Source organism: Natrarchaeobaculum aegyptiacum (assembly GCF_002156705.1).
GTDB classification, from domain to species: Archaea; Halobacteriota; Halobacteria; order Halobacteriales; family Natrialbaceae; genus Natrarchaeobaculum; species Natrarchaeobaculum aegyptiacum.
On record NZ_CP019893.1, the window covers coordinates 2,694,002 to 2,715,963 of the forward strand.

General features: G+C 65.9%; 20 protein-coding genes and 1 pseudogene. 9 read left to right on the forward strand and 12 right to left on the reverse strand.

Going from position 1 to position 21,962, the window contains the following annotated elements:
- Nucleotides 1–55 precede the first annotated feature (55 nt).
- Nucleotides 56–1,459, reverse strand: a pseudogene (locus B1756_RS13105) (YihY/virulence factor BrkB family protein).
- 97 nt (nt 1,460–1,556) lie between these two features.
- Nucleotides 1,557–2,672 (reverse strand): tRNA (guanine(26)-N(2))-dimethyltransferase, encoded by a 1,116-nt coding sequence (locus tag B1756_RS13110; RefSeq protein ID WP_086888946.1) that lies wholly within the window; start codon nt 2,670–2,672, stop codon nt 1,557–1,559.
- 126 nt (nt 2,673–2,798) lie between these two features.
- Between B1756_RS13110 and B1756_RS13115 the strand changes: the two genes are divergently transcribed.
- A complete protein-coding gene (locus tag B1756_RS13115) occupies nt 2,799–3,155 on the forward strand; it encodes a hypothetical protein (RefSeq protein WP_086890187.1) in 357 nt (118 codons plus the stop codon).
- A gap of 78 nt (nt 3,156–3,233) precedes the next feature.
- On the opposite strand, the gene B1756_RS13120 is transcribed toward B1756_RS13115, so the two are convergent.
- The 4 genes from B1756_RS13120 to hisH form a co-directional block, all read right to left on the reverse strand.
- Entirely contained in the window at nt 3,234–4,121 is an 888-nt protein-coding gene (locus B1756_RS13120; RefSeq protein ID WP_086888947.1) for a hypothetical protein, read from the reverse strand.
- A 98-nt stretch (nt 4,122–4,219) separates the two neighbouring features.
- Nucleotides 4,220–4,708 carry a DUF7994 family protein gene (locus B1756_RS13125; RefSeq protein WP_086888948.1) on the reverse strand — a complete coding sequence of 163 codons (489 nt, stop codon included), beginning with the start codon at nt 4,706–4,708 and terminating at the stop codon, nt 4,220–4,222.
- Between the two features lie 68 nt (nt 4,709–4,776).
- The gene (locus tag B1756_RS13130) at nt 4,777–6,318 is read right to left on the reverse strand and encodes a methyl-accepting chemotaxis protein (protein ID WP_086888949.1); all 1,542 of its coding nucleotides are present in this window, start codon (nt 6,316–6,318) and stop codon (nt 4,777–4,779) included.
- A 259-nt stretch (nt 6,319–6,577) separates the two neighbouring features.
- Nucleotides 6,578–7,252: an imidazole glycerol phosphate synthase subunit HisH gene (hisH, locus tag B1756_RS13135; protein ID WP_086888950.1), complete on the reverse strand. Its 675-nt coding sequence runs from the start codon at nt 7,250–7,252 to the stop codon at nt 6,578–6,580.
- A gap of 139 nt (nt 7,253–7,391) precedes the next feature.
- Between hisH and B1756_RS13140 the strand changes: the two genes are divergently transcribed.
- Both B1756_RS13140 and B1756_RS13145 read left to right on the forward strand, forming a co-directional pair.
- Entirely contained in the window at nt 7,392–8,417 is a 1,026-nt protein-coding gene (locus tag B1756_RS13140; RefSeq protein WP_086888951.1) for an amidohydrolase family protein, read from the forward strand.
- A gap of 95 nt (nt 8,418–8,512) precedes the next feature.
- Complete coding sequence (locus B1756_RS13145; RefSeq protein WP_086888952.1) at nt 8,513–8,992, forward strand: universal stress protein; 480 nt, start codon at nt 8,513–8,515, stop codon at nt 8,990–8,992.
- 27 nt (nt 8,993–9,019) lie between these two features.
- On the opposite strand, the gene B1756_RS13150 is transcribed toward B1756_RS13145, so the two are convergent.
- Nucleotides 9,020–9,958 carry a biotin--[acetyl-CoA-carboxylase] ligase gene (locus B1756_RS13150; protein WP_086888953.1) on the reverse strand — a complete coding sequence of 313 codons (939 nt, stop codon included), beginning with the start codon at nt 9,956–9,958 and terminating at the stop codon, nt 9,020–9,022.
- 150 nt (nt 9,959–10,108) lie between these two features.
- On the opposite strand from B1756_RS13150, the gene B1756_RS13155 reads away from it, so the two are divergent.
- Nucleotides 10,109–10,348 (forward strand): hypothetical protein, encoded by a 240-nt coding sequence (locus B1756_RS13155; RefSeq protein WP_086888954.1) that lies wholly within the window; start codon nt 10,109–10,111, stop codon nt 10,346–10,348.
- Nucleotides 10,349–10,387: 39 nt separating this feature from the next.
- Here B1756_RS13155 and B1756_RS13160 read toward each other — a convergent pair whose 3' ends face one another.
- A complete protein-coding gene (locus B1756_RS13160; RefSeq protein ID WP_086888955.1) occupies nt 10,388–11,368 on the reverse strand; it encodes a tyrosine--tRNA ligase in 981 nt (326 codons plus the stop codon).
- Between the two features lie 315 nt (nt 11,369–11,683).
- Here B1756_RS13160 and B1756_RS13165 point away from each other — a divergent pair, with 315 nt between their 5' ends.
- From B1756_RS13165 to B1756_RS13175, 3 genes are all read left to right on the forward strand, one after another.
- Complete coding sequence (locus B1756_RS13165; protein WP_086888956.1) at nt 11,684–12,949, forward strand: beta-propeller fold lactonase family protein; 1,266 nt, start codon at nt 11,684–11,686, stop codon at nt 12,947–12,949.
- 3 nt (nt 12,950–12,952) lie between these two features.
- Nucleotides 12,953–15,106, forward strand: coding sequence for a copper resistance CopC/CopD family protein (locus tag B1756_RS13170; RefSeq protein WP_086888957.1), 2,154 nt, complete (start codon nt 12,953–12,955; stop codon nt 15,104–15,106).
- Nucleotides 15,107–15,221: 115 nt separating this feature from the next.
- Nucleotides 15,222–16,157: a branched-chain amino acid transaminase gene (locus B1756_RS13175; RefSeq protein WP_086888958.1), complete on the forward strand. Its 936-nt coding sequence runs from the start codon at nt 15,222–15,224 to the stop codon at nt 16,155–16,157.
- Between the two features lie 213 nt (nt 16,158–16,370).
- Here the strand turns inward: B1756_RS13175 and B1756_RS13180 are convergent, their stop codons facing one another.
- Nucleotides 16,371–17,120: a DUF502 domain-containing protein gene (locus B1756_RS13180; protein WP_086888959.1), complete on the reverse strand. Its 750-nt coding sequence runs from the start codon at nt 17,118–17,120 to the stop codon at nt 16,371–16,373.
- 140 nt (nt 17,121–17,260) lie between these two features.
- On the opposite strand from B1756_RS13180, the gene B1756_RS13185 reads away from it, so the two are divergent.
- Nucleotides 17,261–17,806, forward strand: coding sequence for a CDP-2,3-bis-(O-geranylgeranyl)-sn-glycerol synthase (locus tag B1756_RS13185; protein WP_086888960.1), 546 nt, complete (start codon nt 17,261–17,263; stop codon nt 17,804–17,806).
- A gap of 17 nt (nt 17,807–17,823) precedes the next feature.
- Here the strand turns inward: B1756_RS13185 and B1756_RS13190 are convergent, their stop codons facing one another.
- From B1756_RS13190 to B1756_RS13200, 3 genes are all read right to left on the reverse strand, one after another.
- Nucleotides 17,824–18,615 (reverse strand): hypothetical protein, encoded by a 792-nt coding sequence (locus tag B1756_RS13190; RefSeq protein WP_152031309.1) that lies wholly within the window; start codon nt 18,613–18,615, stop codon nt 17,824–17,826.
- A gap of 66 nt (nt 18,616–18,681) precedes the next feature.
- A complete protein-coding gene (locus tag B1756_RS13195) occupies nt 18,682–19,656 on the reverse strand; it encodes an alpha/beta hydrolase (protein ID WP_086888962.1) in 975 nt (324 codons plus the stop codon).
- Between the two features lie 85 nt (nt 19,657–19,741).
- On the reverse strand, nt 19,742–20,989 hold the full coding sequence (locus B1756_RS13200) for an HAD family hydrolase (protein WP_086888963.1): 1,248 nt from the start codon (nt 20,987–20,989) through the stop codon (nt 19,742–19,744).
- A 151-nt stretch (nt 20,990–21,140) separates the two neighbouring features.
- On the opposite strand from B1756_RS13200, the gene gfcR reads away from it, so the two are divergent.
- Complete coding sequence (gene gfcR, locus B1756_RS13205; protein ID WP_086888964.1) at nt 21,141–21,797, forward strand: transcriptional regulator GfcR; 657 nt, start codon at nt 21,141–21,143, stop codon at nt 21,795–21,797.
- The last annotated feature ends 165 nt before the right edge of the window (nt 21,798–21,962 follow it).

Sequence of the window (21,962 nt, forward strand, 5' to 3'; positions counted from 1 at the left end):
GTCGCTGTGGGAGTGAGTGTGACGGAACTGCAGGTGCGTATCCGGCGAGGACCGATCAGGAGCGCCGTTCGCCGATCGCGTCCAGCAGGCGCCGCGGTGCCTGCATCGCAGACAGTCCCGCGCCGAACAGCACCATCAGGACGTAGACGCCCAGCGTGGAGGTCCAGACGACGAACATCGCGAGGATCGCCCAGATGCCGTCGAGATAGTAGAACGCCCCCAGCGCGAGCACCGTCCCGTACAGCAAGACGACGTACGGCCCCCAGCCGCGGGCGTGGCCACGCCGGATCTTGCGGCGAACGTAGCGTTTCAGGTCCCCCTCGAGGGAGTCACGCTGGACAGTCCGGCTCTCGACGGAATCTTCGAACTCGTCGACGCGGTCGCGCAGTCGCTCGATCTCCTCGCGGAGCGCTTCGGGGTCGTCGGCGCGATCCCGGGTCCGAGCGCTCGAGCGCGTGGCGCCACCTGCGGCGTCGGTCCCGGCCGCGTGGACGTCCCCGACGTCGACGTCGTGTCCGTCGTCGCCACCGCCTGCGCCGCCGGTTTCGCCGTCGCTACCGTCGACGCCGTCGTCGCCGCTCGAGCGGTCCTCCGGCGCTCCCTCGTCGGCACCCGTTTCGTCGTCGGTCATCGCTTCTGTTCAGACCTGTCGAGCGCCGGGACTTTGTAGCTGCCGATCCCGTTCACGGTCGGCGAGGACGACGTTGCAGACGGCCCCAAGCAGGAGGACGATGGCACCGACGTAGAGCCAGATCATGACGAGGAAGACGCCGCCGAGGGCACCGTAGACGGCGTTCTCGGTTGCGATCGCGGCGTAGATGGAGAACGTCCGACTCAGGGCGAACCAGCCGACGGCAGCGATGATCGTCCCCGGCAATGCCTCCACGATCCCGACGTCTGCATCGGGAAAGATCACGTACAGCGGGAGGAAGGTTACGAGCAGCCCCACGACGAGGAACGCCGGGCCAAACCAGCCGAGGTCGATCACCGGGAGAAATCGAATGACGACCTCGACCGTGCCGACGATCGCCAGTCCCAGCGCGATTGCGAGGAAGACGACCGTCGCGTCCCAGAACGTCTTCAGGAACGACTTCGATCCGGCCGTTCCGTACAGCTGGGAGAACGCCCGGTCGAGCCCTCGCAGGACGCGACTCGAGCCCCACAGCAGGCCGAGTGCGCCGGCGACGGTCGCGCTCTGTCGGCCGGACTCGTCGAGGACGGTCTCGGTGAGCAACTCCCGTGCGGGTTCGGTGAGCACGTCCGTCGCGGCCGCGGTGAGCCGATTCGCCAGCGGTTCGCCGCCGATGGAGGCGGCGATACCGAGTGCGAGCAACATGAGCGGAACGAGCGAGATGAAGCCGTAGAAGGCGACGCCAGCGGCCAGCAGCGTGAGCTGTTGCTCACGGGCGATCGTCGCCACCCGGATGGCGAACCTGAGAACGCGTCTGAACTGGGACACGGCTACGGGAGACTACCACGCGACGCCACAAAACAACAATTCACCGCGAGTGAACGGTTCTCGCCCTGCTCGTTCGTCCGTCGGTGACGTCCACAGCTCACTCGAGATTCGCCTCGGTTGCCGCGTAAATCTCGCCGACGGTGGCGTCGGTCTTGAACGTCGTCCCGCCGTAGTGGGCTCGAGCGGCCTCGAACCCGGCCGCACGGAGGTCCGCGAGGAAGTCGTCCATCGCGTTGGCAGGGAGCCCCCAGTTCTTGCAGAGCTTGTGCTGGTCGTAGTGGGTGGGGCGGTCGAGTTCGGTCACGAGTTCGTCACAGAGTTCGCGCGCAGCGTCGGCGGTACCGAACTCGTCTGGGATTTCCGCACGCACGTCCGCGACGAACTCCCGATCACGGATCGGCCCGAGCCAGATCGGCCCCGCGGTGAGCACGCGCTCGCCGTCACAGTGAGGACAGCGCTCGAGCGGGTCGGCGACCAGCCCGGGATCGGCCTCGCGGTAGAGGCAGTCCTCGCAGTGATACAGGTGGCCGAGTTCGTCGATCGCCGCGTCTGCGGCCGTCGCCTTCCGGTCTAACTCGAGGTAGGTCCGGACGTAGTGACTGGTCGCGTGGGTCAGTAGTGGGGTGGCGCCGACGTCGAACCGGGCGGCGCTGCGGGCGAGCGCCGACAGCAGGATCCGGACGCCCATCTCGGTGTGGTAGTCAGTGTTTCGCGGCACTGCGGAGTACGATCGGACGCCGCTCTGGAAGTGCGCCCCACACAGTGGCGCGGTGTCCGTCGCGGTGACACAGACCAGGTCCCGGCACTTCGCGAACGCGGCGTCTGCGAAGGGCATCGGCGTGCCGTACGGATCGAGGTCGATCACGTCGAACGGGCGCTCGTGCATCACCGCGTTGGCGTTTCGGCGCTCGACCGTCGCCTCGAGCCCGTTGCGCTCGAGATTCGCCCGGGCGAGGGCGACGGCGTCGTCGCTGACGTCGGTGCAGGTGACGTCCCAGCCGTCTGCGGCGGCCCGGACCCCGCGGATTCCGCTCGCGGTCATCGCGTCGAGGTACGACCCGGCGCGTGGCTCGCGCTCGCGGAAGGCTCGCAACGTGGCGATCGTCAGGTCCCGATTCAGCTCCTGTCGGGGGTTGTAGAAGACCGACTCCTCGACGCCCTCGGTCTGCTCCCCGGGGACCTCGAGCTCGAGTCCGCCCTCGGTGACGCGCATACCACCTCTGGGCGGGGCCGGGCGAAAAACGGTGTGGTCTCGGGCGATGGGGCCGTTCGAGGTTGGCGCTCGGGTGTGTCGAACGACACCCAAATCGATTTTACAGTCCGGGCGAGAGACTCGAGCGTGACCGACGAGAACCCCGTCGAGCGCTGGCAGGCTCGCCTCGAGGAGGAAGGTGAGCTGACGCCGACGATCGTCGAGCAGATCGCTCGCGTCCACGGCGACCGCGGGGTTCGCGCTATCGAAGCCGTCGGCGAGGGTCGGGTCAAGGCCTATCGCGATTTCACGATCGTCGTCGGCTACGAGGACGAGTACATCGTCGAGGGCGAGGGCTGTACCTGCAAGGACAGCGAGTACAACATCGACCCTGACGATCCGACCGATCGCTGCTGGCACGTGCTCGCGGTGGCGATCGCGCGCCGCGTGGGCCACGTCGATTACCACGACATGTGGTATTCAGAGGTCCGGGAACTGCTGTAGCGCGCCGGCTGTTCGTTACTCGAGAGTCCGCTCCCGTATCGAAACGCCGCGGTTGTCCGGATCCGGGACAGGAACCGATTAGTTGCTGACTCGAGCGGCATCTGCAGCCGCCGTCGATCCAGCGTCCGAATTCCCACCCTGCTCGTCGGATTCGAGGGCGTCCCGAACCCGATCGATCGTCTCCGTGATCACGTCGACGTCGTCGGGGTGAGTCCCGTAGACGATCCGGTCGACGTGCGGGGCGACCTGTCGGGAGAGCCCGGTCAGTCGCTCGACGTCTGCCTCGGGGGCCGACACCTGGACCGACAGCGACGGCTCGAGGCCCTCGAGTTCGGTGGCGAACCCGCGGGCGAGCGACTCGACCCAGTAGGTGGTCTCGTAGCCGATCGAACACAGCGGGACGAGGAACTCGTCGACGTGTTGGGCCAGCGCCTGTGGGTCGAGGCCAGCGCGCTCGCGGAGGTGGTTCGGATACGGGTCCGGGTACAGCGTCGCGGTCAGTCGCCCGTCGACGCGGGCGGCGGCGTCCGCGACGAACGAGGTGACGACGTCGGTGCGCCAGTCGGTCCAGTCGTCGTGGTCGCTCGCGCCGAACTGCTGGCGACAGCGTCCACAGCGGCAGAACCCGTCACCGGGGAACCCCAGCGTGGTGAGTCGCACGTCGCCGACGCGGCCAACCTGCTCGAGGCGCTCGAGCACCCCGTCCCGGTAGTCGGAATCGGTCGGGCAGACGGTCGCCCAGTGGTGGCCCTCGGTCGCGGGAACGGCTCGAACGCCGTCGGCCGTCACGGCTGCTCGATCGGGACGGTCGCGAACGGCGGCCGTATCGCCCCAGCAGGCCACCGAGTTGATCGCATCGGGCAACGGCTCCCGTCGGGTGCCGTCGACGCCCTCGGCGAGGTAGTACGTCGCGTCGGCGAGGTCCGCTCGAGCGAGGGCCGCGTCGTCGGTCAGTATTCCGAACATACCGGGAGGTGGGCCCTCGTCAGTCATAAATGATCGTGATCAACGAAAACTCTGGCAGCCACCCAGTTCGCCGTGATGTGGTTTTGGATGTGGGCACGTCAGGCCGACCAGAGCATGAGGACGCTCAGGCCGACGAGGACGGCCATCGTTCCGACGAGGATCGTCGCCACCTGCCGCGTGGAGGGCTCTCGGTCTTCGGGACGGCCGTGGCGGATGTGCTGGATGCCGACGGCAGCGAAGGCGACGCCGGCTCCGACGGTCAGGAGCGCGTACATCGACAGGTCGGCGCTCTGGACGAGTCCCGAAATCGCCATGTAGGCCCCGAGGAAGACGAACCCGAGCGAGAACAGGTCCCACCAGCCGACCGTTCGACCGGCCACGCTCACCCGTTCTCGAAGACCAGCGATCACGAACGCGAGTCCGCCGAGCAGCAGCGTCAGTCCGGCAACGGCGGACGCAACGGTCGTGGGGGTAACCGCGACCTGCTCGAGCGACCATCCCTCGAGGCCCACCCACAGCACCCCGGCAAAGACGACGAGGAGGACGATCCCGACCCCGAGACTCGCCCGCTGTTCGAACTCGGACATAGACGTACTGTCACTCCCGGACCAGATAAACGTGGGCGACTCGGCGCACGTTCGCGCTCGAGTCTGCGTCAGGGCGTCCGCACGACGGCGACGTCAGGTCCCGGTTCGACGCGAACCACCTGATCGGCCGCGCCGGCGTAGAACTCTCCGAGTGTGGCCGGTACTGCCTCGCCGACGACGTTCACGACCGTATCCGCGGCCTCGAGGACGCCACCGTCGTTGTCGTAGGTCGTCTCCCGGGCGGCCTGTTCGCCGAACGCGTGGATCTCGCCTGCGATGTTTCCGATCACCAGAAGTCGGCGGTCACGTCGGCGATCGATCCGCTCGTTGACGTCGCCCAGCGACCGGCTTCGGACGTCGAAGACGTTCTCGTCGTCTCGCCACGTGTCGAAGAGGTCGATGACGAACAGGTCGTCCCGGTCGAACGCCCGGCGGAGGTCAACGTCTCGGTCGCGGCAGGTACGCTCGAGCGTCCGCCGGTCGAGACTCTCGGTCAGCGAGAGGGAGACGGCGTACTCGTTTGCGAGCGCGCTGGCGACGAGCGAGGCGACCACGTCGTCGACGTCCGGGCCGGGCGTTCCGGAGGCGACCTCGACCACGCCACGACAGCCCTCCGGGATTCCGCCAGCCGCGTCGATCCCCCGAACGCCTGCCGGCACTTTCGGCCCGTTCCCGAACCGGTTTCGACGGGCGTCGGTCGCCACCTCGAGGGCGTGATCGACTTCGCCGATCATGTCCGTCTGGCGGGAGCGCATCGCCTCGATCTCGTCGATCGCGTCGTCGATTTGCTCGGCGGAGTCTGCGGTCTCGTCACACCGATGGGCCACGCGTTCGCTCGCCTTCGCCCCCTCGCTCGTGGCCCCGGAGACCTCCTCGAGTCCCGTCGCGACGTCGTCGACGGCCCCGGAGACGGTCTCGAGTTCGGCTTCGGCGTCCCCGGCGCGCTCGGCACCGGTTTCGGCGACTTCGACGGCTGACTCGAGGCGTTCGGTGAGCGTTTCGGTGGCTGCGGTGATCTCGGAGACGACGCCTTCGACCTCGCTGGCGCGCTCCTGGGACTGGTTGGCCAGCGATTTGACTTCGTTGGCGACGACACCGAATCCCGCGCCGTCCTCGCCGGCCTGTGCGGCCTGTATCGAGGCGTTGAGCGCGAGCAGGTTCGTCTCGTCGGCGATCCCCGAGATGACGTCGACGATCTCGTCGATGCGCTCGACGCTCTCGGCCAGTCGATCGACGTCCGTCGCGACCGTCTCGACGATCTCCACGACGTCGTCCATCGCCGCCGCAGCGTCGGTCGACGCCTGGGTACCCGCCTCGACGGCGTCGGCTGCCCGCTCGCTTCGGTTGGCCATCTCCGAGGCACTCGAGGCGACCTCCTCGATCGTCGCGCTCAGGTCTGAGACGTCCTCGGCGACGGCGATCATACTCTCGACCTGTACGGTCGCGAGGTCGTTGATCGCCTCGAGTTCGTCGTCGACCGTCTCGGAGGTCTGGTGGACCACGCCGATGGCCCCCTGTGCGGTCGCGAGCACGTCGTCGTCGGGTTCGAATCCGCCCTCGTCGCGTGCGGCCGTCGACTCGACTCCGCCCGCCGATTCGAAGTGGGACATGACCGAGTGATCCCCCGCTCGCGTCAAAAGGTTTGATTTGAATATAATTAAGGAACAGATACATACCAGTGTCCTAGTATTCGATTAGCGCTACTAGGATACTGGACAGCCGTCGGGTACGTTCCAGCCCCGGTCGTGGGTCGCGTCACCGAACCAGCAGATGGCTGTCACCCTCGCTCTCTCCGGGAATCGGTCGCGTTGGCACTCGAGCGTCGTGTCGCCTGTCCCGCGAAAACCGAATCGTGGTCGTAGCTGGCAGTCAGTCCGAGACGCAGATGTCGACGAAGTTCCGGAGGATCTGCAACCCGGTCTCGCCGCTTTTTTCGGGGTGAAACTGGGTGCCGAAGACGGTGCCGTCCTCGTTGGCGACGATGGCGGGGAACTCCCGTTCGTAGTCCGTACTCGCCACCGTCGCGTCTTCGTCGTCAGGGACCGCGTAGTAGGAGTGGACGAAGTAGGCGTATTCACCCTCGACGCCGTCGACGAGCGGGTGGTCGTGCTCAACTTCGAGTTCGTTCCAGCCCATGTGGGGGACCTTCTGCCCCTCCGAGAACCGCACGTTGGTGCCTGGAATCAGGTCGAGGCCCTCGACGGCCGCGTCGCCGTCGGTCGCGCCTTCCTCGCTCGTCGTCAACAGCATCTGCATGCCGAGACAGATGCCAAAGAGCGGCTGGTCGCGCTCGGCGACGGCGAGCAGGTCCTCGCGGATCGGATCGGCGTTTTCGACGCCCTCGCGGAACGCGCCCACGCCCGGGAGGACGACGCCGTCTGCCGCCTCGAACGCGTCGGGATCGTCCGTAATCTCGACGGCCGCGCCCGCGCGCTCGAGACCCCGGGTAACGCTCCGGAGGTTCCCGAGGCCGTAGTCGACGACGACGACCGAGGCCCGCGCCTCCCCGGCTGACTGCTCGAGATCGGCGGTCTGGGTGCTCATACCGGATCTGGGGTGGGCGCGCTAAAGTGCGTTGCTGTTCGCGCAAGCCGTCGTCGGCCCACTGTTGGTCACTCTACGGGAGTTGCGTCCGCTCTCGAGACCCCGAACCGTTGAAGGGTGAGCCCACGAACACCACCGTATGGAACTGACTGGGACGATTCTACGGGGTCGAGAGTTCGAACCGGTCGAGGGGCGGGTGATCGTCGGCGAGGACGGCCGCATCGAGGCCGTCGAGGAGGCGGCGGTACACAGTGCCGACCTGATCTGTCCAGCGTTCGTCAACGCTCACACGCACGTCGGCGACTCGATCGCCAAGGAAGCCGGCCGGGGGCTCACGCTCGAGGAGCTCGTCGCCCCGCCGGACGGACTGAAACACCGGTTGCTCCGCGCGGCCGACCGCGAGGAACTCGTCGCCGCCGTTCGCCGATCGCTGTCGTTCATGCAACGCGGTGGGACCGCAGCCTGTCTGGACTTCCGCGAGGGTGACGTGGAGGGCGTCGAGATGCTCCGGGACGCGGGTGACGGACTCGAGATCGACGCCCTCGCGTTCGCCCGCGGCTCGGTCGACGCCATGCACGCGGGCGACGGATTCGGTGCCAGCGGAGCCAACGACGCGGACTTCGACCGCGAGCGGCGAGCAACTCGCGAGGCAGGCAAGCCTTTCGGCATCCACGCGGGCGAAGTCGATTCGAGCGACATCAACCCCGCGCTGGACCTCGACCCGGACTTTCTCGTCCACGTCGTCCACCCGGAATCGGTCCACCTCGATCGGATCGCCGACAGCGAGGTACCGATCGTGGTCTGTCCGCGCTCGAATCTCGTCACCGGCGTCGGCCTCTCGCCGTACGAGGACCTGTCCGAGCGGACGACGCTGGCGCTCGGCACGGACAACGTGATGCTCAACTCGCCGTCGATGTTCCGCGAGATGGCGTTTCTCTCGAAACTCTCCGACCTGTCGGACGACGAAATCCTCAGGATGGCGACCGTCAACGGGGCCGACCTCGCCAACCTCGAGTACGGGCTAATCGAGCCGGGTCGGGAGGCACGGTTGCTCGTCCTCGACGGCGACTCGGACAATCTCAGCGGCGTGCGAGACCCGGTGCGTGCCGTCGTCCGACGGGCGAGCGTCGACGACGTCCGTAACGTCGTCTTCCCGTCTGCGTGATCGGATCGCCCCGATCTACCGACTGGTGACGAAGCTGTACGATGCTGCGTAAAAACGCTTATGGCTGCTCCCGTGTTATGTGCTATCGCACGACTATGTACGACCAGCTCCTCGCCCCCACGGACGGTTCCCCGGAGGTCGAACAGGCACTCGAGTACGCCGTCGACCTCGCGCGGGAACACGACGCCACCATCCGCGGGCTCTACGTCGTCAACGCGGCCGGCTACGTCGGCCTGCCGATGGAGACCGCCTGGGACGGCGTCAGCGACGTTCTCAGGGGGGACGGGGAACGAGCCCTTCGGCGACTCGAGGAGATCGTTCCGTCGGATATCCCGGTCGAGACGGTCGTTCGCGAGGGTTCTCCCAGTCGCGCGATCGTCGAGGAAGCCGAGACCAGCGACTGCGACCTCGTCGTCATGGGAACACACGGTCGTGGCGGCATCGATCGCCTCCTGCTGGGCAGCATCACCGAGTGCGTCGTCAGGCGCGCGCCGGTTCCCGTCCTGACGATTCAGGTCGACCGTGACGGCGTCGAGGACCGGCCGGAGCCGACCTCCCGGGTCACCCTCGAGTGATCGTCTGGTCCGTATCCGCGTGAGCGATCAGACCGGTCGGAGGTGTTCGCAGTCGCCAGCCGAGACCGTCGTTCGGCCCTCGTCGGTTCGCACCACGAGCGCGCCGGTGTCGGTGACGTCGACCGCCTCGCCCTCGAGCGTGCCGCCCGGTCGATCGACGCGGACGCGCTGACCGAGGGTCAGGGCGAGGTCCCGCCACGCGGGGACGACCGTCTCGAGGTCGCTCCGGAGGCTCTCGAACTCCTCGAGCAGCCGCTGGACGAACACGCGACGGTCCACATCGTTTGCTTCCTCGCTGACGCTCGTCGACCCCTCGGGAAGGTCCTCGGCCTCGAGGTTCGCGTTGACGCCGATCCCGACGACGAGCCACTCGACGCGGTCTGTCTCGCCTTCCATCTCCGTGAGGATGCCCGAGAGCTTCCGGTAGTCGCCGTCCTCGCCGACGGGGACCACCACGTCGTTGGGCCACTTGATCCGGGCGTCGACGCCGGCCTCGCGAGCCGTGCGAGCCGTGGCGACCGACGCCGCGAGCGTGTACAGCGGCGCCTCTGCGGGCGGAATCGTCGGCCTGCAGACGACGCTCATCCAGACGCCACCCGACGGCGAAGACCACTCGCGCTCGAGTCGTCCGCGGCCGCCGACCTGCTCGTCTGCGAGGACGACGACGTCCGCCGCGCCCTCGGTCGCCAGTTCGCGCCCGCGATCGTTCGTCGAGCCGATCGAGTCGTGGTACTCGACCTCGAAGGGTGCCTCGAGGCCGAACTCGACCGTGGGCCCGTTGTAGGGGCCGACGGCCGTCAGTTCGTAGCCGTCGGCTTTTCCTTCGATCTCGAAGCCATCCGCTCGCAGCGCGTCGACGTGTTTCCAGACTGCCGCCCGGGAGATCTCGAGGCGCTCGGCCAGTTCCGGTCCCGATACCGGGCCGTCGGCGATCGCCTCGATGATGGCGCGTCGCGTCTCGTTCATGCCACTCGATGGGAGTCGAGACCATTTCAATCGGGCGGGTGTGTCGGTATCGGTCGCGGTGCCGGGGCTCTACGGGCCCGCCAGCGGTGGCCGAACACCACCCGCACTCGCCACCCCAACACTGTTGTCGCTCTCGAGGATACGGCACCTGTGACCGACGAACATCAGGACGGCCACGAACACCCACTCGAGGCCGAGTACCTGTCTCCGACGGACGCCACCGTGGTCGAAATCGCCGAGGACGAGTCTGGCGAGGGATCGATTCGGGTCGACCTCATCGTCCCGTGTCCAACCTGTAGCGAACCGGTGCGGGCAATCGCGCAGGTCGAGGCGGCCGTCGACGCCGACATCGACCTTCCGATCGAGGACGTCGAAGATCTCTACGACTGATTCGTCTCCGCGAGAGGAATCAGGTGAAATCAGCAGCGATCAGTCGCGCAGTTCGCGAAGCTTCTCGCGACCGGGCTCGATCAGTTCGTCGAGGTGGGCCGCGAGCGTGCTCTTTGCGTCTGCGGGGTGCAGTTCACCCGACTCGAGGTCTGCGGCCAGCGACTCGTAGTCGTCGTAGGTGAGGTCGCCGCCGTACTTCTCGGGGCGTTCGACGACGACTTCCTCGAAGCGGGGGAAGACGTGGTACTCGAACAGTTCGAGGACGGGGTTCTCGAGGTCGCCTTCCGGATCGCGCGTCGGCGGGCAAAACGCCGAGTTGACCTTCTCTTCGATTTCGTCGGTCGAGTCCTCCATCGAGATAGTGACGCCTGCGCTCGAGGACATCTTGCCCTCGCCGGAGGTGAGGTCGGCGACGATCGGCGTATGCAGGCAGGGACGGGCCTCGTAGCCGAGGTCGGGGACCTCCTCGCGGTGGAGCATGTGGACCTTTCGCTGGTCCATTCCGCCGACGGCGAGATCCAGGTCGAGGTACTCGATGTCCAGTGCCTGCATCAGCGGGTAGACGAGGTGGCTGACCTTCGCCGTCTCGTCACCGGCCAGTTCCGCCATCGCACGCTGGGCACGATTCATCGTCGTCGAGAGCTCGAGTTTGTGGAGGTCGAGCGTGTAGTCTTCGTCGAGCTGAAACTCCGAGCCGTAGACGAACTCCGTGGACTCTTCCTCGAGGCCGTAGGCGATGAACTGGGCTTTCATCCGTTCTGCGGTCTCTCGGATCTCTTCGAAGCTACCCTTGCCGTTGAGGTAGGCGTGGACGTCCGCAAGCAGGACGACGACCTCCATCCCGGCTTCCTGCAGGTCGATGAGTTTGTTCGCCGTCAGCAGGTGGCCGATGTGGAGCACGCCGGATGGCTCGTAGCCGACGTAGGCCCGTTTTCCCTCGGGATCGGCTGTCAGGTCGCGCACCTCAGATTCGGTAACGACCTCCTCGGCGTTTCGCGTTATCAGGTCGTAGGTATCCATGCTATCTGAGCGGAATCAGCGGACGGATTTATGCCTTTGTGAACGACGGTAGTGTACCGTACGGTCACACGTCGGTCAGTTTGGTGGCTCTACACCGAACGATCGCCGCCTGTCTCTCGAGACGCTCGTTGAACGCGTTCTGACGCAGTACCGTCCACCCGACCGATTGGACTGGTGCCCACTGGATCGTTCGAACCCGGACCGGGGCGTCGGCGTGGTTGTCGTCACCTCCGCGGGACGAATACTGAGAATGTCCTGCACGGTTTCGAGAGCCGAACCAGAATACCGATTATAATACAACATGGGATACGATGTATGAAACGACCCGTTATTCGACGGCAGTTTTTACAGGTTGCTGGAGGAAGTCTCGCGATCGGCCTCGCTGGCTGTCTCGAGGATGAAGCGGAGACGACTGACGACGAATCGGGAGACGAAGACGACGACCACGACCACGACCACGATCACGACCACGACGATGACGACGAGAACGGCGAGGAGCCGGGATCGGACGGACTCCTCTACGCGTTCTCCCCCGACGAGATTGCCGTCGTGGATCCCGACTCCGGGGAGATTGTCGACGAAATCACCGACGGGATCGACGGTGCCGACTGGAGCGATCCGCAGCTCACTCACGACTACGGGAAGCTCTTCGTCGGCGAGAACTCACTCGACCAGCTCCTCGTGATCGACACCGCATCCCGCGAGGTGATCGACGAGGTCGACGTCGGCCCCGGTGTCACGCACATCTACCACCCGACCGACGACGAAATCTGGGCCCACGCCGACGACGAGGGCGCGTTCTACGTCGTCGACGTCGACTCACACGACGTCCGCGAGGTCGTCCAGTCGGGTCTCGAGGACGAGGGCCACGGCAAATTGCTCTACCACGAGGACATGGACGGCGTCGGCTACGCGACGAACGTCAACGACCCCGGCGTCCCGGTGATCGACCTCGAGAATTACGAACGGTCGGACTTCCTCGAGTTCGCCGACGAGGACGATCAGGGAACCCACTACAAGGCCTACAGCCCGTCCAACGGGCTCGCGTACGTCGAGTTCGGCGACGAGACGGTCGTTGTCGATCCATCCGAAGACGAGGTCGTCGACACGCTCTCGTTCTCCGGCGGGATGTACCTCACACCCGACGAAACGCTCATGGGTGTCCTCGACGGGGATACGATCCGATTCCTCGACGTTACCGACGAGGAGAACGAGGAAGTCGGGACGGTCGAGGTCGACGGTGGCCCCGACGCGCTCCGATACCACGACGGTGAGGACGGAATCTACGCGTTTACGGCGAACACGATGGACGATCAGGGTGCGGTGATCGACCTCGAGTCGTTCGAGGTCGTCGAAACGATCACGGTCGGCGACATCGAGCGCCCGGAAGACGCCCACCACCTCCACCGGTCGGGTGTCGCAGGCGGTGGCTACTTCCTCACCCCGGCCGAAGCAGACGGCTATCTGACGGTCGTCGACATGGAGACATTCGACGTCGTGACAGTCGAGGTCGCAGACGGCGTCGACACGGTCCAGTACGTCGGCGACTCGGGCGTCGGCTACACCGGTCGTATCCGCTAAGCAATGAGACAGCGCAACTCGAGCAGTTCGGACGGTCGGAACGATCGGTCGAGCGCTGCTCGAGTCGCATCTCGCTCGCTGGTCGCCTGTCTGCTGGTCCTGCTGGTCCTCGCGACAGTGACGATGCCGGCCGCCGGTCACGCCTACCTCAGCGAGACCGACCCCGGAAACGGTGAACAGGTTGATGAACTCCCCGAGGAGGTCGTTCTCTCGTTTTCGGGCGACGGTGTGCAGGTCGCAGACATCGAGATACTCGACCCCGACGGCGAGGTAATCGCTGACGACCCCGAAATCGACCCGGACGACACCCAGATCGTGCGAGTTCCGGTCGAAGACGGTGCCGACGCCGAGGGAATGTACACCGTCGAATGGGAGGTGCTGGCTGACGACGGCCACACGACGAGCGGGTCGTTCTTCTTCAGCGTGGGCGACGAACCACTCGACCGTGATGCCGTCCTCGAGGCGTACGAAGAGGACGAAACCGACGACGACCTCTCGGCCGCCGAAGCCGGGGCGAAGGGTCTCGTGTTGATCGCACTCGTTGGCCTCCTCGGTGCACCCATCGCGGCCGGTCTCGCTGTCTACCCGGCTGCTGGTCGCAGGGCTGGCGCAACCGATGGTCGATCCGGAGTGTCGAGTGCGTACGCCGTCGTCGATCGACGCCTCGCCACTCTGCTCACCGGGTTTATCGCACTCCTGTTCGTGGGCGTCCTCGCACTTGGCTTCGCCCGCGTCGCAGGCATCGACGGAGCGCCACTCGAGGCCCTCGGGTCCTATCTCGAGACGCCACTTGGGCAGGCGTGGCTGGTGCAACTCGGTGCAGTGGTGGCGGTCGCCGCGCTCTCCGCTGTGGCCCATCGAAACCTGTGTTCGCGGCGGACGTGGCTCGGTGGGACGGTTCTGGGTGCGCTCGTCGTGACCGGAACGATCAGCTGGACGAGCCACTCGGCGACTGCGATCGATCGGCTCCAGGGTTTCGTGGTCGACTTCGGACACATCGCTGGCGCTGGACTCTGGGTCGGCGGCCTGATCGTCCTCGCGGTCGTACTCACACCGCTCCTCGAGACGGTCGAGCCGGCCGAGCGACGCTCACTCGCCGCTGCCGTGATCCGCCGATACTCACTTGTCGCCCTCGCCGGCGTCACCCTCGCCGGCGCGACCGGTCTCGCACTCGCCGCCTGGCACGTCCCCTCGCTTTCGGCCCTCTTCGAGACGCTGTACGGCCTCTCGCTCTCGGTGAAGACGCTGGCGGTGTTGCTGGCGCTCGGATTCGGCGGATTTACCCGGTTCGTCCTCCTGCGACGGCTCGAGGCAGACTCGCCGTCGCCAGGCGGACTTCTGCGGCGACTCACGGATCGAGGTCGAACCGTTCGCGAGGACGGTGGCGAATCCACTGACGCGGGGACGACCGCGCTCGTCACCCGAACGGTCAGACTCGAAGTTGCCGTCCTCGTCTTCGTGCTCCTCCTCTCGGGACTGCTGACCTCGGCACCGACAGCCGCGGTCGCCGGTGATGACGACGGGATCTCCACCGCGACGATCGAACGCGAGGCCGGAGACGACCTCTCCCTCCACCTCGAGGCGTTGCCCGCCAAGTCGGACGACGACGATCGACTCCACCTCGAGGCCACCGAACCCGTCGTCTTCGAGGTGACCTTCACTGATGCAGGGTCGGGAGACGGTGCGGAGGATGGTGGCGATCCACTCGAGTCGGAACAACCGGTTCGATTGCTCGCCACGAGTGCCGACGGCGAGACGACCTTCGACGTGGAACTCGAGGAGACAGACGACGGATCGTACGCGACGGTTCAGACGTTCACCGACGAGGGTGACTGGGAACTCCGGTTCACGGGCGGTCCGGATGGGGCGTTCGTGAGCGAGTGGGTCGACGTGTCTGTTGGCCCTGACGGTGCGGACGGTCACGATCACTCTGACCACGACCACGCTGATAACGACCACTCGGACCACGAACACGATCATGAAAGCGGCGAGCACGACCACGCCACCGACGAGCACGACGAGCACGCGCTGAGCGATGGCGATGACGCCGCTTCGCCGTTTACCGTCGCGCTTCAGTTCGGTGCCGTTTCGGTCGCCGTCCTCGGCACGCTCGCTGTAACCGTCGAATCGATTCGACTCAGAGACCGGCGTCCGTGAGCGTGATGTGGAGATCGAACCTGTTTCTGTCTGCTCGGTCGTCTGGCGAACGAACCGCCGATTTCGCTCGAGAAAACGCGAATACTTAGTACGGTGGTGTGCAACAGCAACCGACATGGGATTCGACGAGATGGACGTCGACACGATCTGGATGGACGGGGAGTTCGTCGACTGGGACGACGCCCAGGTGCACGTGCTCACCCACGGACTCCACTACGGGACCGGTGTCTTCGAGGGTGCACGCTGTTACGACACCGAGCGTGGCCCTGCACTCTTCCGCTGGGAGGAACACCTCGAGCGACTCTACCAGTCTGCAAAGCCATACGAGATGGACATCGACTTTTCGATGGACGAGTTGACCGAGGCGACGAAAGAACTCATCACCCGGCAGGAACTTCCCTCCTGTTACATCCGCCCGATCGCCTTCTACGGTTACAACTCACTCGGTGTGAGCCCGCAGGATTGCCCCACCCGCGTCGCCATCGCCGTCTGGCCGTGGGGTGCTTACCTCGGTGAGGAGGCCCTCGAGAACGGCATCGACGTGATGATCTCCTCGTGGCGCAAGCACGCCTCGAGTCAGGTGCCGACGAACGCGAAGACGACGGGGCTGTACGTCAACAGCCTCCTCGCGGGCGAGGAGGCCCGACGGAACGGCTACGCCGAGGCGATCGTCCTCAACAAGGAGGGGAACGTCGCCGAAGGGCCCGGCGAGAACGTCTTCCTCGTGCGCGACGGCGAGATCTACACACCCGGGCTCTCGGAGTCCATCCTCGACGGTATCACCCGCGACACCGTCATCGAACTCGCCGAAGATCTGGGCTACACCGTCCACGACGACGTCTCGATCTCGCGTGGCGAACTCAACACGGCCGACGAACTCTTCTTCACCGGCTCTGCAGCCGAAGTCACGCCGATCCGGAAGGTCGACAACGTCGTCATCGGCGACGGCTCCCGCGGGCCGGTCACCGAGGACATCCAGTCGACGTTCTTCGACGTCGTCGAGCGCAAGACCGACGAGTACGACGAGTGGTTCGAGTACGTCGACGTCTAGAGGCGGCTGTCTACGCGCGTTCGCGTTCGTTCTCCTGTTTCTGGCGGTCCGTCAACCGAATGCGTCGAGGATTCGAACCGCCCACAGCCCGACTCCGTCCGTTTCGAGTGGTGTCGTCCCGGGCGAACAGGCTCGAGTCGAATCATCCCGACGCCGGGGCTGAACCGCCATTGCAGGCGAGATTGAATTATTGCGCCGATCGCCGATCGCCGATCAGTCGTCGTTCGCCTCCGAGCCGGAGGCGTCTCGAGCGTCCCGTGAGTCCGATCCACGCCCTCCGCTCCCCGATCCGCTGGTCGCCGCCTCGTCGATCACGTCGATCGGGACACCACCCTCGAGACCGCGACGGTCGGCGTCGCCGAACCCGGCGCTCAGGACGCGCGTGAGTGCGTCTTCGACGTCCTCGTCGATGTCCTCGAATCGGTCGGGGTGGACCTCGATGACGAACCCGGTCGTGATGTTCGGCGACGTCGGTAAGAAGAGGACCTCGCGGCCGTCGTCGGTCGTCTTGCCGGTCTTGAACGCCGTCATCCGGAGGCCGTCCCAGACCTCGAGTTTGACGGGTTTCTGGAGGGATTCCTGTTCGCCGAAGGCGGTTTCGGCGGCCATCTTCGAGGCGTTGTAGACCACGCGCATCACGGGGACCCGGTTGGCGACGTTGTCGACGATGCGTTCGGCCAGCCCGCCGACGGTCGTCCGCATGAGGTAGCCTACCGAGAGCGTGAGGATGATGAAGACTGTCAGGGTGACGACGACGCGGACGAACTGGGCGAGCTGCGTCCGCGTCTGCTGGGCCTGCTCGCTGCCACCCGGGACGAGCGGCTCGAGATCAGCAGGTGAGAGGATAAGACCGGGCGTGACGCCAGCCACGAGTCCGTAGAGCCAGTAGATCACGTAGAGCGTGATGAGGATGGGGCCGAGAACGATGAGGCCGCTGGCGAAGTCCCGTTTCCACGAGGCCATGTACGGGGAGTCTCACCAGTGGGTAATGAGCCCTTCCCTTCGGTCGTCGCCGGTATCACCGGCGAGCGGGCGCGACCTGACGTGTCGACTGCGCGGTCAAACCACCGAAGGTTAAGACGTGCCGGTTCGTCGCGCCGATCATGGCAGTACTCGAGACGATCGTCGTCGCGTTCTGGGCGATGTTGCCCGCCTACGTGCCGAACAACGCCGCGGTGCTGGCCGGTGGCGGACGACCGATCGACGGCGGCCGAGAGTGGGGTGGCCGTCGCGTCCTCGGCGACGGGAAAACCTGGCGAGGGACTGCCGGGGGGATTCTCGCCGGTCTCGCGCTCGCGGCCGTTCTCACGGTACTGGCCCCCGAGGTGAGCTCTGCGATCGGTATCGACGTCCCGGCGTTTACCGCTCCGGCGGCGATCGGGCTTGCGGCCGGGGCGATGCTGGGTGACATCCTCGCGTCGTTCCTCAAGCGCCGGACCGGCCGCCAGCGCGGGGCGATGTTCCCCGGCGTCGATCAACTCGATTTCGTCGTCGTCTCGCTCCCACTGACGGCACTGTTCGCGACCGAGTGGTTCCTCGAGTGGTTCACCTGGGACGTCATCCTCGTCGTCGTCGTGCTGACGCCGATCCTGCACGTGACGACGAACGTGATCGCGTACAAACTCGGCCTGAAGAACGAACCCTGGTAACGGCCGCGTCGAGGACCCTACTCCTCCGGAACGTCCCCTACCCATTCCGGACGGACGTCTTCGGCGGTTTCTCTGGCCTCGTACTCGAGCGTCGTCGTCCAGGCGTCTCGCTCGAGAAGGTACTCGCCCCACGTCTCGGCGTCGGTCCGCTCGAGAGTGACGTTTGCGTAGTGGAGTCGACCGCCCTCGCCGACGTGTACTTCGCCGCCAGCGTTGGAGACGTACATCGCCTCCCGGTTGGTGTCTTCGCTGTCGATCGCCGTCCATCCAGTCTGTGGTTCGTGTATCTCGACCGGTTCACCGTCGACGACCGTCGAGTTCGTTTCCTCGAACGCGATCATCCGGAGCTGTGAGCCCACGAGGCGATCCGGGAAGACGTAGCTGGACGGTCCATCGTTTGCCGAATCGACGTCTGCAGGGGGCCTCGTGATCGCTGCGTACTCGCCCTCGAGTTCCCGGACCACCTGGTCGTCGGACTCCTCCAGAGCGTCGTCGAGTCGCTGGGCGCTGCTGGTGGTGATCTTCGTGTATCGCTCGCCATCACCGGCCCAGTAATGGTCGTACTCGACGTCCTCGAACGCGATGACGGCTCGCTGTTCGCCAGCGTCGGCGTCGACGATCGTTTCGCGAGCGAAGAAGTGCTCGCCGTCGACGAGTACCCGTTCGGAGGCCGTGAACGACCCCTCGAGTTCGCCCGCCGTTGCTGGCGACGATGCGCTCTCAGCAGCCGGTGTGACGATCATCGCCGCCCCGACTCCGAGGGCGACCAGCGCGACGGCGATTCCAGCGATCACGAACCTGCGACCCATACGATGACCTAAGATAACAGCGGCATAAAAATTACTATACGTTGACTAAAAGACGACAGTCTTCGCTCACTCGAGGGCCGTCCGCAAGTCTGCCTCGAGCCGCTCGTAGACCCCGTGGGCGGCCTCGAGGTCGACTGGTGGGCTGATCATGCTGAAGAAGCCGTGTATCATGCCCGGGTAGTGGTGGCTGGTGACGGGGACGCCCGCGTTCTCGAGGCGGTCGGCGTACGCAGCGCCATCGTCGCGCAGCGGGTCGAAGCCGGCCGTGACGACGGTCGCTGGCGGGAGGTCAGCGAGGTCGTGGGCGCGCCGGGGCATCGCGTAGACGTTCCCTTCGTCGACGTCGTGGGCGAAGTAGTGGTCGCGGAACCAGGCCACGTCCTCGGCGGTGAGGAAGTAGCCGTCGTCGTTTTCCTCGTAGGCGGGCGTCTCGGTGACGTCGCCGGTGCCGGGATAGACGAGCACCTGATAGGCGATCGATGGGCCGCCGCGATCTCGTGCCAGCAGTGTCGTCCCCGCAGCGAGTGCGGCGCCGGCGCTGTCGCCGGCCAGCGCGATCCGGTCGGGGTCGCCGCCGAACGCCGGGGCCGATCCGGCGGCCCACTCGAGGGCAGCGTAGCAGTCGAGCAGTCCCTCCGGGAAGGGGTGTTCGGGCGCGAGGCCGTAGTCGACGCTGGCGACGGGGTAGCCGGTCGTGTCGGCCAGCTTGCGACAGACGTGGTCGTGGGTCTCGATGCTGCCGACGACCCAGCCGCCGCCGTGGAAGTAGAGGACGAACGGTCGGTCCTCGTCGTCGCCACCGTCGTCCTCAGCAGCCGGGTCGTAGATCCGGATCGTGACCTCGCCACTCGCTCCGTCGATCGTTCGGTCCTCGACGGACGCCACCTCGACGTCGGGGTCACCGCCTGCACGCATTCGTTCGAACTGCGCTCGAGCCTCCTGTGGCGACACCTCGTCGAACGAGGGAACGTCCAGCGACTCGTACAGCTCGAGAAATCGCTGTAGGTCAGGGTGGGGTTCCTCAGCACGTGGTAGTGTCATCAGGTAACACAGAGTGTGGCAACAAGTTAACTGATCCGGCGGTTGCGGCGTCAGCCGCTCCGGTTCCCGTGTAAACCCAGCGCCGTCACTCGAGTCGCGCGAGCCGGTTGAGCGCGTACACCGTCCGCAAGATATCGACGCTCTTGCCCCGGTCGAAGACCAGTTCGTCCGTCTCGAGGACGTGCTCCAGGGTATCGCGGGAGGCGTGTTCCGGTGCGGCGGCGATCCCGGTCTCTGTGTCGGCGACCCACTCCATCACCCGAAGGTCGCTCTTGGAGTCGCCCATCACGAGCGCGAACGGTTCGGCCACGTCGAGCACGTCGAACGCGCGCTCGACGCCGACGACCTTGTTCAGCTCGAGGCTACCGATTTCGGCCGCGTCCGCCTCGTAGTAGGCCACGTCGATTCGATCCAGCACGTCGGCGAGTTCGTCGGGGAGGTCGTCGTCGACTTCGGGATAGGCGCGCTCGCTCTCGAGGACGGCCCTGATCTCCGGATCCTGATCGGCGTAGAACGCCCGCGCCCACGCCGTGACCGAGTCGGGGTCCGACTCGAGATCGAGGGCCGAGCCGACGGCGTCTGCGAGCAGGTCGATCAGGTAGACCAGTGCCTCGTCGATGATCTCCCGGGCCTGCGAGGAGCCGGTCTCGTAGTTGGGCTTCATCGTGACGTTGAACTCGTTGCCCTGCAGGTGGCAGCCGCGACGGAGATCCTCCGGCGCGTCGGGGAGGACGCGCGAGCGGACGTCGTCGAAGACCGTCCGGATCTCCTCGTCTAGGTCCTCGAAGAGCAACTGTTTGGTCTGGGCGCCGTGGCCCGGCGTAAACACGCCCGTGCCGGCCTCGTAGACGATCGAGAAGTTCCCCGAGTGGACGATCTCGCTGCCCAGCCCCTGGATTGCAAAGCCCTTGACGTTCTCCAGAGTCTGGCCGGTGCAGATGACGATCGGAACGCCTGCCTCGTGGAACTCCGTCAGCATGTGCAGCGTCTCTCGGGGAATCTCGTTGTCCGTCCCACCCGCCGAACGTAACGTCTCGTCGACGTCGAGCACGAGGACGTTCACCGCCCGGCCGTACTTCGCCTCGAGGTCGAGCGCGGTAAAGGCCTGATCTCGGGTCGCACGAGCGGCGATTTCGGCGAACGTCTCGCCGGCGGCGAAGTCGGCCCGGATCTCGTCCTTGCGGGCCTCGAGTTCGTCGGTCGCGTCCTGCCAGTGTTCCAGGGCGACCCGGGAGTCGACCGGTGGGAAAACGTCGACGAACTCCTGGAACTCGCGCACGGTTTTGGCGTCGTACTCGTCGTAGAGCCGATAGACGAGGTCGTATCGTTCCATGTCCCTATCCGGACGGGCGAGTCGCATAATCGTTTTCCGTCTTCTCGTCTGCGTTCGGGACGTCGTCGCCCGGACGTCCTGTCCGGATAGCACCACCGTCCGTCCGGCAGACGCGACAACTCTTTAAAAAGGGCACACGAACCGCCCGCACATGAAGAACGTGGACGACCTCATCGAGAGCGCAGCCGAGCTCGCTGCCCGCGGCCTCTCGAAGGGCGAGATTGCCGACGAACTGAACGTCTCCCGCGAGACGGCGAGCTGGCTCGTCGAACGAAGCGGTGCGACGGCCCAGCCGAACGACCAGTCTGCCACGGACGCCGACACGGCGTCGATCGGCGGTCCACAGGACATCCACGTCGACTGGTCGGCCATCGGCCGGGACAGCAAACGGATGCGCTACATCGCAGCCGCGATGGCCGATCTGCTCGCGAAACACGGCGAGGACGTCGACCTCACCGTCGGTATCGAGAAAGCCGGCGGTCCCGTCGCGACGCTCGTCGCGCGCGAACTCGAGACCGACCTCGCAACCTACACGCCCGCGAAACACCAGTGGGAAGAAGGCGACATCGAGGACCTGGGTGGGACGTTTAGCCGCAACTTCGCCGGCATCCGCGATCGCGAGTGCTACGTCGTCGACGACACGATCACCAGCGGAACGACCATGCGCGAGACGATCGAAGCCATCCGCGCCGACGGCGGCGACCCCCTCGCCTGCGTCGTTCTCGCGGACAAACAGGGCGTCGACGAGATCGAGGGCGTGCCGGTCTACTCGCTCTTGCAGGTCATCAGCGTCGGTAAAGCCGATTAACCGGTCCCGGTGACCACCCGATAGCCGGCGAATCCGCAGTTGAGCCGGGTCGAAACAGTTGCCACCACGCCGCGGCGATCGGCCGCGGTCAGTAATGCTTCCTTTCAGGACAGGTTTCCGGACATTGCTGTCCCCCGGTTTCGCTCGCTCGGTTCTTCGATCTGA

Excerpts from the sequence above, each read along its gene's own strand:
- B1756_RS13120 (WP_086888947.1), bottom strand. The coding sequence starts at position 4,121 with ATGTTCGGAATACTGACCGACGACGCGGCCCTCGCTCGAGCGGACCTC.
- B1756_RS13185 (WP_086888960.1), top strand. The coding sequence starts at position 17,261 with ATGGCAGTACTCGAGACGATCGTCGTCGCGTTCTGGGCGATGTTGCCC.
- B1756_RS13110 (WP_086888946.1), bottom strand. The coding sequence starts at position 2,672 with ATGCGCGTCACCGAGGGCGGACTCGAGCTCGAGGTCCCCGGGGAGCAG.
- B1756_RS13200 (WP_086888963.1), bottom strand. The coding sequence starts at position 20,989 with ATGGAACGATACGACCTCGTCTATCGGCTCTACGACGAGTACGACGCC.
- B1756_RS13195 (WP_086888962.1), bottom strand. The coding sequence starts at position 19,656 with ATGACACTACCACGTGCTGAGGAACCCCACCCTGACCTACAGCGATTT.
- B1756_RS13145 (WP_086888952.1), top strand. The coding sequence starts at position 8,513 with ATGTACGACCAGCTCCTCGCCCCCACGGACGGTTCCCCGGAGGTCGAA.
- B1756_RS13140 (WP_086888951.1), top strand. The coding sequence starts at position 7,392 with ATGGAACTGACTGGGACGATTCTACGGGGTCGAGAGTTCGAACCGGTC.
- B1756_RS13190 (WP_152031309.1), bottom strand. The coding sequence starts at position 18,615 with ATGGGTCGCAGGTTCGTGATCGCTGGAATCGCCGTCGCGCTGGTCGCC.
- gfcR (WP_086888964.1), top strand. The coding sequence starts at position 21,141 with ATGAAGAACGTGGACGACCTCATCGAGAGCGCAGCCGAGCTCGCTGCC.
- B1756_RS13125 (WP_086888948.1), bottom strand. The coding sequence starts at position 4,708 with ATGTCCGAGTTCGAACAGCGGGCGAGTCTCGGGGTCGGGATCGTCCTC.
- B1756_RS13150 (WP_086888953.1), bottom strand. The coding sequence starts at position 9,958 with ATGAACGAGACGCGACGCGCCATCATCGAGGCGATCGCCGACGGCCCG.
- B1756_RS13160 (WP_086888955.1), bottom strand. The coding sequence starts at position 11,368 with ATGGATACCTACGACCTGATAACGCGAAACGCCGAGGAGGTCGTTACC.
- B1756_RS13170 (WP_086888957.1), top strand. The coding sequence starts at position 12,953 with ATGAGACAGCGCAACTCGAGCAGTTCGGACGGTCGGAACGATCGGTCG.
- B1756_RS13175 (WP_086888958.1), top strand. The coding sequence starts at position 15,222 with ATGGGATTCGACGAGATGGACGTCGACACGATCTGGATGGACGGGGAG.
- B1756_RS13180 (WP_086888959.1), bottom strand. The coding sequence starts at position 17,120 with ATGGCCTCGTGGAAACGGGACTTCGCCAGCGGCCTCATCGTTCTCGGC.
- B1756_RS13130 (WP_086888949.1), bottom strand. The coding sequence starts at position 6,318 with ATGTCCCACTTCGAATCGGCGGGCGGAGTCGAGTCGACGGCCGCACGC.
- B1756_RS13165 (WP_086888956.1), top strand. The coding sequence starts at position 11,684 with ATGAAACGACCCGTTATTCGACGGCAGTTTTTACAGGTTGCTGGAGGA.
- hisH (WP_086888950.1), bottom strand. The coding sequence starts at position 7,252 with ATGAGCACCCAGACCGCCGATCTCGAGCAGTCAGCCGGGGAGGCGCGG.